The organism is Pseudomonas paraveronii (assembly GCF_963681955.1).
Classification (GTDB): Bacteria; Pseudomonadota; Gammaproteobacteria; order Pseudomonadales; family Pseudomonadaceae; genus Aquipseudomonas; species Aquipseudomonas paraveronii.
The window spans coordinates 4257551-4271584 of sequence record NZ_OY817130.1 but is presented as its reverse complement, the minus strand read 5'-3'; the positions used below and the strand labels follow the sequence as shown (position 1 = coordinate 4271584).

Sequence of the window (14034 nt, the reverse complement as noted above, 5' to 3'; positions counted from 1 at the left end):
ACCTGGACTCACTGTTCCAGTGAGGTGGCGGTGATCAAGATGGGGTAGTGCTCAATCAGCAGGCGGGTGGCGATGTCGTTGCCGTTGACCGGCAGGATGGTGATGCCCGGAGCGGCTGCTCGAATTCGGGCCAAAGCTTCGGTATCAGTTACTTCAACCGCTAGACCGGCCGCGCCCATTTCCTGCAGTTCAGTCGCGCGTTGACGCAGCCAAGTCAGCGACTGGGGATCGTCGCCGACCAGGAAAAATGGCCGTAAGCCCGGCATGTTCAGGGCGCGAGACGTGATTTGGCCGGGGCTCAAGTGAGAGCTGCGGATGGGTAGTATCCAGGCTTCATCGGCAAACGTGGACAGGTCCGCATGCATGGCACGATCAGGCTGGGTCTTGTTGTTTATTGGCGGCCTGGAGATTTGATAATGGGGGGGGGTGAAGTCGCTAGACTGATCCCCGGCTACGGTCAGTTCCGGCTGGGCGAAAGGTGCCAAGAGCAGGGTGAAATAACAGGCAATGGCGATTTGCTTCATGGTTGTGTCTCTTGTTCGAAGGAAACCAGCAACCGTTCGAGTTGCCGGGAAAAGCCGGCGCGGTAACGCGCTGCCGGCGTTCCTCCTGCCGGGCGGTGATAGCGTCCGGCCGCCGACACCCAATCACCGGTGACGGCGTGATGCTCCCGCAACAGCGCGGCGGTCACCGCGAGATTTCGGTACGGGTCGAGGGCTTCACAGGGACTGGAAAAACGTTGTCCGTGATAACCCAGGTTGGTTTGGCCGAGACCGACATCGACCCGCTTGGCGTCATGTCGGGCGAGCGCCTGAAGCAAGGCGTGACAGGCAGCCTGGTGAGTGGCGAAGTGGTAGGGTGTTCCGGCGATGTTCAGTGTCCAAGGCCAGGGCAGCAGCCGACCACGAACGCGGATACCACTCTCCTGCAGGGCAATCGCGAACAGCACCGTAGAAGGGATGTCGGCGTCATGCGCCGCCAGTTGGTAGGCAGGAGGCGGCAGTTCGTCAGCCTGGATGGCGAGCATCGTCAGCAGGAGCGCAATACCACTCAGTCGAGGCGTTGCCATTGTCCATTCACCTGTTGAAATGTGGCAGGCAATGGCCCTGAGGCACCCAGGCTGAACCAGCGACCACGGTCATGGTTTAGGGTGATCTGCCGGCGTTGAACCTTGGCCGGATCGATGTCCGCTTGCCGAGCCCAGCGACGGACGCGTTCATCCTCGCCTTGGCTGCCCACCAGGTAGATATCGAACGCCGTGTCGCTACCTTGCAGACGCTGTGCTTCGGCGGTGCACGCTGGGCAGTGGTCCTCGACAAACAGAGCCTGGCGCGGCACGACCGATGAGCTGGCAGGAGACGGGGATGCCATGCCCTGGATCGGCAGCAGCCCGGGAAACAGCTTGGCCCAGGCCGCGGTGTAAGCGTTTTGGTAGGCCAACTCGCGCTCGGCGCGTTTGGCTTCCAGCGCAACTTGTAATTCGGCATAGCGCTGGCGCTCTTGGTCGGTCTGGGCCTCAACCCCGAGTGCGGTCAGCGGATCGAGGTTCGGGCTCCAGAAACCGCGCGGGCCGGTTTGGATCTGTTCGAAGCGCGTCCACTCCTGCTCTGTCAGACCCCAGCTCGCCGCCTGTTCAGAGTCAGAGCGCCCCAGTGGAGCAGACTGCGTGTCCTGGTTCTGTGACTGTGTCGTGACGGGGTTGCCCATCGCAGTTGCCGTGCTAAGCAGTGAAACGAGACAGACGACGGCGGGCAGTAGCACTCTGTTCATGATCGTTGCTCAAGGAAGTTGCACGGCCTGGTCTGGCTGAGCGGCCACCGCGAAGATGGCCGAGTTCGACTCCAGCACTTTCAGGTGCCAAGTTCCGATCTGCTCGCCGCTATGCAGCAGCCGAACATCCATGAGCGAGCGACTGTCATGAGGAGCGACCGCCAGAAAGCGCTCACCCCCGCGGGACTCGACCCCCAACACTGAGAATGGTGGCGAGAGCGGGGCGGGTTTGGGGCGAGCGGTCTTTTTCGGTTTGGTCGCAGAAGGCGTCGGTGGTGGAGGGAATGGCTTGGTCCTGAGGTCCAGGAGTTGCTGCTCGACCTGTTCAAGGCGTGCGCGCAGCGCGGTCAGGTCTGCCTGGGTGGCGCGGGCTGCGAGACCATCGCGCAGTTCCTGTATCTCTTGCGCCCACTGATCCAACATCGGATCGAGGGTATTGGCCTGTTGCTCACCAGTATCGACCATCTGCTTCAGGTCTTTCAGCGCGTATTGCAGCTTCTCCTGGGCGTCCTTAAGGGCGCTTGAATCATGTTGCAGGGTGTCCAGAGTTTGTAGGCGTTGGGTGTTCGCGCTCTGTAGTTCGGCCACGCGCTGATATTGGTTATACAAACCACCGCAGAGACCGGCGACCGCCAGGCAAAGTAAGCCGACAATGAGGGTTTGAAACGTTGAGGCTTTCATGGCCGCGCCTCCAATTGATGGGGCCAGACGGTTGCGATCAGCGCGACACCGGCCTCCGTTTTCTGCTGTTCGAAGCAGACCGAACGGCTGACTTCGTCGGTCGTAAGTTGCCAGGCGGGGCCAGCCAGCACTTGTAGGGCGTTGCGCAAAGAGATTGGCCCAAGCCGGTAATGGGCCGCAGGCAGGGGGCGAGTAAAAAGCACCTTCACCGCTGCGGTATTGGGACAGAGCGAATAGCCCGAGCGCTGCAATATGTACTGCAAGGCATCCTGCACCGAAGGGTTCAGGCTGGACGGGATGCTCACGTCAATGATTTGGGCAAGAAGATCGCGTTGTTCCGTGGTGGGCTCGGTGCTGACCAGCGTATAGCGGCCATAGCGGAGTTCTGCCGGATGGCTTCCTTCGGCTGTGCCCCTCGAGTGCTGGGCCTGATTGGAACCACTGTCGATCTTCGGAGTGGTCGGCATTGTGTTGGGAATTGGCGCGGTGCAGGCGCTCAACAAGCCCAGCAGGCAGACAGGCGTGAAAAAACGCTCCATGGAAGAGACCTCATGTCAGATTCAGTGCAGAACCTGACATGAGGTGAAGGAGCGATTCAGTGAGAAAGTCGATTCATGGTGGGTCGTGTTAATGCCGAATACGTTGCTATTCATCAAAAATGGCGAGTCCATCCAAGGCGGTAGCGTCAGGGTCGAAGATCAACAATCGCACATCCGCCAATGCGGCCAGATACAGTACGTTGACCAAGGTTGCCGGCGTACCAGTATCGAGTTGCTCTTGCCTCAGCGATGAGTAAGGACAGCCCTCGATTTTCTCCAGGTTATCGTCGGTCCAAGGCGTGCCGATCAGCTTACACCCGACGCCATTGCAGTCCGTCAGGGTAAAGGGTTCGAACAGCAGACCAGTTGGTCTGAAGTCGAAATTGCTAGCCCGGCGTTCCAAGTAGCGCAATGCTTCTTCAGTGAGGTGTGCGGTACTGATCTCCCAGGTTCGACTGTAGTGTCCCGTCTCGAAGCTCAAGCGATGGATCATGGCTTGGGCATCTTCCAGGGAGTACAGATCGCCGACGTGATGCCGCTCGTTGAGCATTTCGCCCATCACGGCGTAGATCACTTGGCGCACCAGTCCGGTGGATTGGCAGCGTTCATCCAACTCCTCCGGAATGGATTGGCCTTCGCTGATCAAGGCGAAATCGTTATTGAACAGGCAGGGGAACAGTTGCAGCTCATTGTCGGGCAGATGGGCTTGTGAGTCGTGTAGGGGTCGAAAGCAGGGAGGGCAGTCGTCTTCGTAGGTGATCAGTAGTAGCCGTTCGATATGCAGGTTGTCGTAACCGCGAGCAAATGGGTTTGAGGCTTGCAGCAGGGCTGGGGTTTGGTTCATGAGGGGTCTCCAGAATGGAAATGAACAAGGTGCCCGTAGGCGCCTGTGAGGGTTAAAGCCAGCCGTATTCGGCAAGGGAGAGAGGACGACCTTCTCCCACGATGAAGTGATCCAGTACGCGCACTTCGATTAAGGCCAAGGCCTCCTTCAGCCGTGCCGTCAGCACGCGATCCGCCTGGCTGGGTTCCGTACACCCTGAGGGGTGGTTGTGAACAAAAATGGCGGCCGCAGCGTTATGCGCCAATGAGCGTTTAACGACCTGTCTGGGGTAAACACTGGCCCCATCAATGCTGCCGTGAAACAGGACTTCGAACGCCAACACGCGGTGCTTGGCGTCGAGAAAAATCACACCGAAGACTTCATGCTCTTGTTGCGCAAGGTGCAGTTTTAGGTATGAGGCCACAGTGTCAGGCGACGTCAGGATAGGGCTGCGGGCGAACAGCCGACGATCCAGAATATGCAGCGCTTCGTCGATCACCTGGTTTTCTTGGACGATACGATCAGCCTCGACATCCGAGGTTTCAATCAGCGTGAGTTGGGTGCTCATGGTGGTACCTCCGAAGGGAACAATCAGGGGTACACGCCCTTGGGGAGTGGTGTGCCCCGAGGTGGATAAAGAGTCGCGGGTATTAGCCGATGACGCGCTGTTTACAGCCGAGTGAATCGGTGGCGTTGTCCGTGCAGGTGTGAGTTACAACCGTCGCAGGGCAATGGGGAGAAGGCTTTTATTCCCCGACCGGTTTCGGGATCGAAGTCGGCACTGATGGGCATTAACCGAACCAGTTCACGATGGATGCCGGCGATGCGTTTCTCAATTTCATCCGTCGTGTAGTAGAGCGATAACGTGCTGTAGTCCTCGTAAGCCGCAGCGAATAGGCAGTCGTCGCAAAGCCAGAAGGATTCCATGTCGGTTCTCCTGTGCTGATTGAAGAAAAGGCGCTCGATTGAGCGCCTTGATGTAAAACATTGTGGATTGTTCAGGCGGACTGAACAGTACGCGTGGCGAAACGGCGGGCCGTGCGGGGAGTGGGTGGAGATTCAGGTTCAATCCTGGACTCTGTTGGGTTGTCGGTCTCCTCAGCGTCGGCATCAGCCGATGGTGGGGATAGTTCAATGTTTGGCGCTTGCTCAGCAGGTGCTGTTGCTTCCTGCCTGGCGGGCGCTTTGTACTCGAATGTGCCGTTGACCTTGATCCAGTCGATGAACAACAAACGACCTTTCAGGCTGGCGCCCGGTTGGCCTTGTTTATCGCCTTTCTCGTAGAGAAACGGATCGATCCACAGATCGCCGATACGGAACGACAGCAAGACCTTTTTCTCGGCTTTGACGGCGTCCATGTAGAGACGAATCAAACGTTCAGCTTCGCCTCCAGCGACCTTGCAGTCGAAGCGGGTGTACTCCACCGCATCGGTGGCACCGTGCAGGGCGGCGATATCGCAGGCCATGAATGGCTGGCCCCGGCGGACTTGTACTTCACGAACACGGTTGAGGTAGCCGATACCGACGGTGTGCAGGTTGAAGTAAGTGGTCGCTTCTTGGGAGTGGTTGGTGTGGGCCATGGTGGTTCTCCTGTTTCAAGGGAAAACGGCGACGCACCGTCCCTGACGGGGAAGTGAGCCCCCGTCAGGGTGGGTAAGGTAAAGGCGAGTAATGAACGACTCGCCACCGGCAAGCCGATGACGATCAGAACGATGCGCCTTGAGGGAATAGCGGTGCAGCAGAGGAGCGTCTGCGGTGGTGATCCGCAGGCATGGGGTAGTGGGCATTCATCACCGCTGAAGCGGTAACCGCGCGAGCTTCCGAACGCTGATCGCACTTGGGTAAACCACCACGAACGTGGCGTAGCCTTGAAGGTTCAAGCTACCTGGGCTGGGCTGTCGACGACAGCGAACCACGCCCTTTGTATAAGCCTGTCACAGGGGAGCGTCAAGACGCTGCAACCCGATTTTTTATGGCCGGAATACGGTGGCAGTCACTGGAATGAGAAAAAGAAGAGCTGGCCTGGTGGGTCACCAGGCGAAGAACAGAAAAGCCACCTTTGACGGTCATACGCAGTCGAAAAGCTCCTCGCAAAGCTTGGTAACTGCGCCTTGATTCGTCAACCGACCCTTGTCGTGGCCTGGGTCGGAACCTGCTGGCACGCATCCGCGCACAAAGGGTGCCCCGTGTTTCCCCGGTGGGCTCCGGGACTGAATACGATCGCCGAAGCGGATGACCGCTGTTGCCGGGCAGAGGCAACAGTGGTCATCCGCCACCGTGATCAGGTCGAGCACAAGTGAGGAATGAAATTCCGCAGAAGAGAAGGCTCCGAACTCAAGGAGTCCGACCGAGCCACCCGGAGCAAATCGGTCTTGGGTCGCCGTTGGCGATGATCCTGAGGCACTACAGCAGAGAGGGTGGGACGACGTCAAGGCAGAGAACTCACCGTTCTTATGATGATCGTCTCATGGCACATCATGAGCGACGCGTATCTTTACTGATTGACACAGTGCCCTTGCAATCCGGATAGCGGGAGCATGACCAGAACGGTCCTGATTTTCCCTTTCGCCTGAGCATTGAGGCATTGCACATGGGGCAGCCTGGGCCAGTTTCGACCGCTATCTCCAAAGTGAGCGAGCGGTAGTGTGCGACCAACTGCACAATCCAGTTCGCCTGCTTGGCAACGAACTCATCCAGGGTCAGGCGTCCCGCTTCGATTTCGTCCAGCGCCTGTTCCCAGATTGCGGTCATACCCGGATCTGCGACTGCTGCCGGTACCGCCTCGATCAGGGTATGGGCCGCGGCGGAGGCCATCAATGCGCGTTTTTTCTTCAGCAAATAACCGCGATCAATCAACCCTTTGATAATGCCGGCTCGCGTGGCTTCGGTACCGATACCGGTGGTGTCCCGAAGTTTCTGTTTCAGGCGTGGATCGTTGACCAGCTTGGCCACATTTTTCATCGCCTTGATCAGATCGCCCTCAGTGAGAGGTTTGGGAGCGGCAGTGCGCATCGATTTGAGTTCGACATCGTCCACTGCGCACTGAGTACCCTGTTGCAAGACGGGTAAGACTTGGGACTTGTGACTGGGCTCATCCTCTTCGGTATTTTCGCAGAGTAAGCCTTTCCAGCCCTGGATCAGGATATGTTTGCCAACAGCGGTCAATCGTTCTTCGCCACACTCCAGTTCGACCTGGGTCCGATCAAACTCATGCTGCGGAAGAAATTGCGCGACGTAGTGGCTACGAATTAGTTCGTAGACTTGACGCTCTGGTTCAGACATCCGCGCCAGGTTTGCCGGCTCGGTGGTGGGGATGATGCCGTGGTGCGCGGTGACCTTGTCATCGTTCCATACCCGTGAGCGCAGTGATCGATCGAGGCTTCCGAGTGCGTGCCGCAGTGCGGGATCCGTTTTGAGCAGGGCATCGAATACAGCGGGTACCTCATTGAACATACTCGCTGGCAAATAGCGGCAATCGCTGCGCGGGTAGGTGGTGGCTTTGTGGGTTTCATACAGGGCTTGGGCGATGTTTAGGGTTTCCTGAACGCCGAGCCCCAGCTTGCGCGAGCAGATTTCTTGCAGGGTACTCAGGTCGAAGGGCAGGGGCGGTGGTTCTCGGGAATGCTCAGTCTGCAGCGAGAGGACTGTGGCGGTCTTACTGCAAGAGATCGCTTGGACCGTTTGACTGGCAAACGCCTGCTTCAGGCAACGACCGGCCTCATCTCGTCCTGAGCTGGGTGGTTGCCACGACGCGATGAATGGTTGCCCCATTGAGGACAGGTGCACATCCACTTCCCAGTAGGGCACCGACACGAAGCTGGCAATCGCACGATCCCGATCGACCACCAGACGTAGAGTAGGTGTCTGGACGCGTCCCACTGACAACACGCCATCGTAGCCCGCTCGTCGACCAAGAAGGGTAAACAAACGACTGAGGTTCATGCCGATCAGCCAGTCGGCGCGGCTGCGGGCGAGGGCTGAGTGGTAGAGCGGGAAAGTCTCCTGACCAGACTTCAGCGAGGACAGGGCTTTGCGAATCGACGCCTCGTTGAGGGCGGACAACCAGAGGCGCTGAACGGGGCCTCGATACTTGCAGAGCTCCAACAACTCGCGGGCAATCATCTCACCTTCGCGGTCGGCGTCGGTTGCGATGACGACGGTGGTAGCGTCACTGAGCAGGCGCTTGATGACTTTTAATTGTGTCGCGGTCTTGGATTTGACCTCGACCTGCCACTGCGCGGGAATGATCGGTAGATGATCCAACGACCAATTCTTGTACTGAATGCCATAGGCTTCAGGCGGAGCCGTCTCCAGCAGATGGCCGATACACCAGGTGACGGTTGAGTCGGTGCCGATCAGGCAGCCATCACCACGTCTAGTGGCCCCGAGCACTTTGGCGATGTCACGACCCTGGGACGGTTTCTCGCAGAGGAAGAGACGCATAGAACTGCTCCGGATTGAGTTCGGAGCAGCGTTGTTGGAAACAGCGGTGGCGAGATATGAGAAACCTGAATGGCAGGTTCCTCATATTAGTCGGTGAGGGCAGGCTTGAATGGGCCGAAGCTGCTACCTTGTTGTAGCGTGGATGACAGGGTGGGGCTTCACGAGCAACGAGTAATAACTGACCGGCGACTTCGCGCAAATGCGCAATTCTTATGCCTGAAGTCTGTCAGGCCCTAGGTGTTTACCCTCTGCGTTTATTGGGTTTTGACGCCGGTGTGCTGGCCTGCTCTGTATTTTGAGAGGGCGCCGGTTCACTGGAGCGCTCGCGCATGACCACGCCGTGTAATCGGTGAGGCAGGATACCGACTCGACGGGCCTCGATCTTGAAGGTCACCCGCGCATTGTCTTCGCTGTCCTCCCACTCGTCGCGCACGGTGCGGCCTTCGACCAGCACGCGCATGCCTTTCTGGTACAGCGTGCTCCAGTGTTCAGCCTCGCGGTGCCAAAGCTCCACCGGTGCCCAATAGCCACCTCGATCTTCATAGCTGCCCTCGCGTGGCACGGGATTGTCGAAGTACACATTCAGCCGCAGCAAGCGCCGTGGTTCATCATTGCCAGAGGCGAACTCTTGGAACTCTGGCGCACTGCCGATATTGCCTTCGCCGACGAAAAAAGTACTCATCGTGATACCTCCACTGCGGTTGTGAGTTGGCGCAGCAGCCGTTCGGCACTGGCCATTTTGATCGCGCAGGTCGATGCCTGGCGGTAGAGCGAATGCACCACGCTCATCTGCAGGTTCAGTGCAATGCGCGAGCATTCGAAACGGTGCAATCCCTCGCGTACGGCTTGCGGTAGGTTTTGCTTGCGGACTTGGCGTTCCCAGACCGCAACCCCCATACGGGCAAAATCACGGGTGCGCCAACGCAAAAAGGTGCTGCCCGCGCTGGTGTTCTGCAGCACCAATCGGATATCCAGCAGTGAGTAAGGAGGCTGTCCGGCCTGCTGCACCACAGCCTCCATCAGGTGACATAACTGCGCCTCGATTTCCCTCGCTACCTGCGCCAGGTGCTCCAACTCCCCCTTACCCTTAAAAGGTTTTAAAAGGCCTTTTAGGGAGGCTGCGTGTTCGAGTTGTCGATAGGCATCCGGTGTCGATGCGTCGAATGGGATTGGTTGAGCCGAATTCATGAGGTTCATGCTTGGTCCTCCGGCTCATCTACTGTCGCAGAGGGCTCTTCCGCGTCTTCTACCAACGCATCGGCGGCGTTTACCGCCACCGCACCACGGCGAACGATTGGCGGCGCGAACTGGGAGCGGCGATGCCCCTCAAGGATGTCCATCGGGGGCAAACCCAATTTATCGATGACCGCCAGAGCACGAGCATTGTTCGCTGCCATGTCATCACGAGTGACGCCAGAATGCCGGTAACGCTGCGCCTGGCCGAATAGGCTGCGAAGTAGATGGGCGCCGTCGTCGATCCAGGCTTCCATGTCGATGCGGCCGATCAAGGCGGTGTGATGGGCCAATAGAGTCCGACGCACCAGTGTGTCGTAGTCGGTCAGTAGGTAGACCGCGAGAAAACCCAACTGGCTGCCGATGTATAACGGCAAGGTGACGGGGTGGATATTGAGGTTGTCGCCCATGTCGATCTGGGTCGGCAGGTCCTGTCTGATCCGATCCAGCTGTTGGGTCAGTTCCAGCATCCCAGCCTTGGCCTGCATCAGTTTTTCTTCGAGTTGCACCATGGCCCAGTCAGCATAGGGGTCGTCTTGGGCCGCGGTTTGTTTGATCAGGTTGGTGACACTGATGTAGCCGGCCATGCCCATGATCGAGTGGACGCCTTCACGTGCGGCCCGACCTTGCCAGATACGGGCGGCGTGGTGGGTGTGCAGGGTCAGGGTGATGCTGCTGCGCAATGAACCCAGATTGAGTTGATAGTGATCGGCCACGGTGTTGTCCTCGCATTCGCTTGGACAGGAACGTTGCGACAGATAAGGGGCAAGGACAGCCAAAAAGCTGAATGCGGTCTGTTCGGTTTGGTTTAAGAGGGCTAACTATGGAGACGTCATTGGATTTGATGCCAGTGGCATCAAATCCATTGACGTCTACGTTCATGGGAGGAGATGTCCCGGCTTTTCCCTAAAAGTTTCATAGTTCGGTCCGATGTGTTCGTAGAGTGGAACCCCATGGATTTGATGCCACTGGCATCAAATCTACTGACGTCCACCGCGTTTGCCGCGCAGTTGGCGCAGCTCATTCAGGCACGCTTGGGCAAGGGCGGATGCGGGTTCGCCCTGTTGTCGAGATGGCCGCGAGGGGGCGGGTGGGGGCGGTTCTGCAATGGGTGACGGTTCGGCCTGACCTGCCCAAGGACGAAATTCGCCGTTCAGCGCACGTTGGATCAATCCCATCAGATAGGCCGCTGGCTTGCGGATTCCACCGGCCGCACAACGTGCCCCCGCTTCGTTGAGCACCGCCTGCCGATCCACTGGTTTGAGCTTGTTCAGCGCCACGGCGACGGCTTGACGCTCGCTTGGGCTCAGGTGCAGCGTAGCGGGCCAGTGCAGGTTATCCACCGCTGGGGTCGCGCGCTGTACTGTACAAATACTTTCTTTTAATACAGTACAGGCGGCGTTCGGATTCCGAACGGTGCCGGAAACATTGACGTTCAGGCCCAGTTCGGATTCCGAACGAGGGGCCGCACGATTCCGAACGTGGGGATCTTCCCCCCGTTCGGAATCGTGCATGCTGGTGTCGATTGCCTGATCCAATCCTTGCTGCGTCCAGTGTTCTCCCCAGCTGTCGAGCCGCGTCGGTAACCGATCCCGATCGATATTCGTGTCCTGGCGGATTTCTTCCACAATGTGCTGAGCGACAATGCGCACCGCCTTCGTCGCATGACCGAGGGCATGTCCGACCAGCTCCAGGTAATCCTGATCCAGCTCCATGGCTTCGGCAGGAGTTAACGGCTCATCGTGCAGAACATACAGCGAACCTTGAAGGCGTCCACTGAGCGGGTCGCGCCCGCGACTTACTAAGCTAAGCCAGCGAGTTAATCTGAGCATCGTCAACACGCGGGCGATGGTTTCACGGGAGGCTAATGCACCATAGGGCACGCTCGATAGGTAAGGCTGCAAATCCTCATAGCGCGGCGTGACCACGCCCTGGCCTTGCAGCATGAGCCGAAACACTTGCCAGGCATTACGCTCCAACGGCGTCAACCGACAATCCAACAGCAGTCGACGTGGCACGACTTCGTGAGCTTGGCCACTGAACAGAAAGCCCGCCTGCAGGGCTTGATTGAAGGGGGGCTCAGTGCTGGGGTGTGCCGGCCAGCGTTCACTCAATTGTTGGGTGCATTGCTGCAGGACACGCTGCCAGCGATTGAACGGGGCAGCGTTCATGTGCCGTTGCTGTACTGGTCAATCTGCTGCCAGACGATGGTTAGGCTGATCTGCTGCTCTTCGGCAAGCATCATCATCGCGTCGAGCTGATCCCCGGTACTGTCTTGAGCGCGCAGCAGACACCATCGCTGCCAGAGTGCATGTTCCTGGGCTTCGCTCAAATGCTGAGGACGGCCCTTACGGGTTTCTATTTTGAGCAGACGTCGACGAAGGGCGGTTTCCGAATGTGCCAAGCCGAAGTTTTGATACATGATGGTGCTGCTGGCGCCCAGCTTGAGCGCTCGATTGATCAATCGCTCGTTCTGCTCGTCACGTTCGGCTTGTTCGATCAACCGGTGCAGCACCGGTGAGTCGATCTTGATCTCTACCCAGGGTACGGTGGCATGGGCCAGGTGTGACAGGATGGTGGGCGGTAAGGATTGCAACAAGTAGATGTCGTCTTCACCCAGCCCGAGTGCCTTGCAGCGCTGCAGGTTACCTTGGCGCAGTTCATGCAGCACCTGGGCCAGCATGGCCTGGTTGAGCACATTGAAGGACAGGCTCATGGCAATTTCTCCGGTGAGTCGTCTTCAGGGGTTAGCGTTAAGTCGATCAGGCGACGGGCCAGGCGGATCAGCCGATACAGTTTGATGAGCAGACTGTCGGGCAATCGCTCCAGTCCCACATCAACGGCGGGACGATCTGTCAGCGGAAGTTGATAGATCCCCAACAACAACTGGCCGAACAGCGCTGACGGCAGTTGCTTACGATCTTCCCAGTTGACCTCGTCTTGAGCGCGCAGCAGGGCCAGGAGCAGTAGGTGAACGCCGGTCGCGCGAGGCACTGCAAGATCAACTCGCTCGATGTTCAGGGCGAAGCCCAAGCCATGCGGCTGGTCGATGATGCTCTCGGGATGTCCGGCATAGGCCGCCATTTCCCGCGCCAGTGTGGCAATGGTGGATCGCAGTTGTTCGGGGCTATCCAGTGCTGGTGCGATGGTCCAGATGTCGTCGATCGCATAGGTGTCGACCGAATATGCTGAGTCGGTGGCGGTCTCGCGATCGATCTGTTCACGAATCTGTTGAACGCGAGACGGAGGGCTGACTGCTGATACGGCATTCGTTTCTGGCGGTGTGAGCAATTCCTCTCGCGTTGGTTCGGTCTGGGGCCTAGTCTCAGTTGATTTGGGATGGGGCTCGGAGGAGGGAGCTCCTGCTGCGGCGACATCAACGCTTGGCGGATGGCTGTTCTCTGAGGACGCACTGGCGACAATACCAGGCGTAGAGATGACCCGTTGGGTGTCGCTCAGCTCTAGGGCCAACATACGGTAGGACTGTCTGAGTAAGTGGCTCATGCGTTCGAGCAGTTCATCCTGGAGCTGCTCAAGATCGAATAACTCGGGTTCTGCATCGAAATATCCCAGGGTCTCGAGCCAGAAATCGACGAACGCAACGGGGGCGGTTGGATATCGGTTCCAGGTTCGCTCTGCCTGACTACGCAGTGCGATCAGGCGTTCAACTTGGGGTTTACCCAACCCGGCATACAGGGTTTGTGGAATGGCGGGCAATAAGTACTCGAGGGTGTCGAGCATTCGGCTGATGTGTGACTGCGAAATCGGATAGCCTCCAGCGGCAAGACGTCGAACCAGCTCACGTTGTGAGAGCACCGCTCCCTCTGCTTCGAGCATGGTTTTGAGCTTGGCTACCGCCAGAGCCCGTTCGATGAAAGTGAGTTGGCCGTGCAGATCGCTTTCGGCCAGATGGCCGAGTAGCGCGTTGATTTCATTGCTCCAAGGTCGGAACAGGCAATGAATGCGAAAGAAATGCTCGTCGCGGGTTTCCTGCCACAGCTCGCCGAGAATTGCCAAACGCGTATTACCGCCGTTGCGGATGATGAAATAGGTTTCACCTGGGCGGCGGGTAATCGGTGGCGGTTGATCCAGCCCGCGTTCACGGATCGAAGCCTTGATATCGTCGTATAGCGGATTACGGATGAAGCGCGGGTTGTGTTCGTAGGGCCGCAACTGCTCCAGCGTGACCAACATAGGCGTGTCAGTAAGTGGATCGGACAGCCGCTCCAGTTCTGGACCTCGAGGGAAGTGGTCCTGGTGCAGCTTGTCGGTGATCTGTCCCTGACTGAGCTTCTTCATCGGAACAACCTCAGTTAACGCCGGTTACACAAATGGTCACCGACCTCGAACTTGACGATCTCGGCAGTACCCGAACCTTCGAAGTGTCGGGAGAGTTCTGCGAGGAACCAACCCATGGCCGAGCGCCCACCCTGCACGCGAAAGACCACGGTGCAGTACTCCTCGCAATGTGGGTGGTGTGGTTGAATGGAGGGTGGAACGATGATGGGCAGTTGATCCAACATCAGAAGACTCCTAGCCAAACAT

General features: G+C 58.2%; 17 protein-coding genes. All 17 read right to left on the bottom strand.

Going from position 1 to position 14034, the window contains the following annotated elements:
- Positions 1–8: 8 nt before the first annotated feature.
- The gene (locus U5A08_RS19575) at positions 9–524 is read right to left on the bottom strand and encodes an integrating conjugative element protein (protein ID WP_321848159.1); all 516 of its coding nucleotides are present in this window, start codon (positions 522–524) and stop codon (positions 9–11) included.
- Positions 521–1069, bottom strand: coding sequence for a lysozyme family protein (locus tag U5A08_RS19570; RefSeq protein ID WP_321848157.1), 549 nt, complete (start codon positions 1067–1069; stop codon positions 521–523). The genes U5A08_RS19575 and U5A08_RS19570 overlap by 4 nt, the downstream gene beginning before the upstream one ends.
- Positions 1051–1770, bottom strand: a complete 720-nt coding sequence (locus U5A08_RS19565) for a TIGR03759 family integrating conjugative element protein (RefSeq protein WP_321848155.1) — start codon at positions 1768–1770, stop codon at positions 1051–1053. Before U5A08_RS19565 ends, U5A08_RS19570 begins: the two co-directional genes overlap by 19 nt.
- A 9-nt stretch (positions 1771–1779) precedes the next feature.
- Positions 1780–2451: a chemotaxis protein gene (locus tag U5A08_RS19560; protein ID WP_321848154.1), complete on the bottom strand. Its 672-nt coding sequence runs from the start codon at positions 2449–2451 to the stop codon at positions 1780–1782.
- Positions 2448–2990 carry a PFGI-1 class ICE element type IV pilus protein PilL2 gene (gene pilL2 / locus U5A08_RS19555; RefSeq protein ID WP_321848153.1) on the bottom strand — a complete coding sequence of 181 codons (543 nt, stop codon included), beginning with the start codon at positions 2988–2990 and terminating at the stop codon, positions 2448–2450. The genes U5A08_RS19560 and pilL2 overlap by 4 nt, the downstream gene beginning before the upstream one ends.
- 106 nt (positions 2991–3096) lie before the next feature.
- Positions 3097–3834, bottom strand: a complete 738-nt coding sequence (locus U5A08_RS19550; RefSeq protein WP_275969327.1) for a DUF5983 family protein — start codon at positions 3832–3834, stop codon at positions 3097–3099.
- Between the two features lie 52 nt (positions 3835–3886).
- The gene (gene radC, locus U5A08_RS19545; protein WP_321848150.1) at positions 3887–4381 is read right to left on the bottom strand and encodes a RadC family protein; all 495 of its coding nucleotides are present in this window, start codon (positions 4379–4381) and stop codon (positions 3887–3889) included.
- 101 nt (positions 4382–4482) lie between these two features.
- Positions 4483–4740 carry a hypothetical protein gene (locus U5A08_RS19540; RefSeq protein ID WP_275969325.1) on the bottom strand — a complete coding sequence of 86 codons (258 nt, stop codon included), beginning with the start codon at positions 4738–4740 and terminating at the stop codon, positions 4483–4485.
- Positions 4741–4811: 71 nt separating this feature from the next.
- Positions 4812–5393 (bottom strand): STY4534 family ICE replication protein, encoded by a 582-nt coding sequence (locus U5A08_RS19535; RefSeq protein WP_321848146.1) that lies wholly within the window; start codon positions 5391–5393, stop codon positions 4812–4814.
- A gap of 895 nt (positions 5394–6288) precedes the next feature.
- On the bottom strand, positions 6289–8256 hold the full coding sequence (locus tag U5A08_RS19530) for a DNA topoisomerase III (RefSeq protein ID WP_321848145.1): 1968 nt from the start codon (positions 8254–8256) through the stop codon (positions 6289–6291).
- Between the two features lie 241 nt (positions 8257–8497).
- On the bottom strand, positions 8498–8938 hold the full coding sequence (locus tag U5A08_RS19525) for a single-stranded DNA-binding protein (protein ID WP_321848143.1): 441 nt from the start codon (positions 8936–8938) through the stop codon (positions 8498–8500).
- Positions 8935–9453 (bottom strand): DUF3158 family protein, encoded by a 519-nt coding sequence (locus tag U5A08_RS19520; RefSeq protein ID WP_321848140.1) that lies wholly within the window; start codon positions 9451–9453, stop codon positions 8935–8937. The genes U5A08_RS19525 and U5A08_RS19520 overlap by 4 nt, the downstream gene beginning before the upstream one ends.
- A complete protein-coding gene (locus tag U5A08_RS19515) occupies positions 9450–10205 on the bottom strand; it encodes a PFL_4669 family integrating conjugative element protein (RefSeq protein ID WP_321848138.1) in 756 nt (251 codons plus the stop codon). The genes U5A08_RS19520 and U5A08_RS19515 overlap by 4 nt, the downstream gene beginning before the upstream one ends.
- A 264-nt stretch (positions 10206–10469) precedes the next feature.
- The gene (locus U5A08_RS19510) at positions 10470–11660 is read right to left on the bottom strand and encodes an STY4528 family pathogenicity island replication protein (protein ID WP_321848136.1); all 1191 of its coding nucleotides are present in this window, start codon (positions 11658–11660) and stop codon (positions 10470–10472) included.
- A complete protein-coding gene (locus U5A08_RS19505) occupies positions 11657–12205 on the bottom strand; it encodes a DUF2857 domain-containing protein (RefSeq protein ID WP_321848134.1) in 549 nt (182 codons plus the stop codon). Before U5A08_RS19505 ends, U5A08_RS19510 begins: the two co-directional genes overlap by 4 nt.
- Positions 12202–13788 (bottom strand): ParB family protein, encoded by a 1587-nt coding sequence (locus U5A08_RS19500; protein ID WP_321848132.1) that lies wholly within the window; start codon positions 13786–13788, stop codon positions 12202–12204. The genes U5A08_RS19505 and U5A08_RS19500 overlap by 4 nt, the downstream gene beginning before the upstream one ends.
- Positions 13789–13802: 14 nt before the next feature.
- Positions 13803–14012, bottom strand: a complete 210-nt coding sequence (locus U5A08_RS19495) for a hypothetical protein (RefSeq protein ID WP_321848131.1) — start codon at positions 14010–14012, stop codon at positions 13803–13805.
- Between the last annotated feature and the right edge of the window lie 22 nt (positions 14013–14034).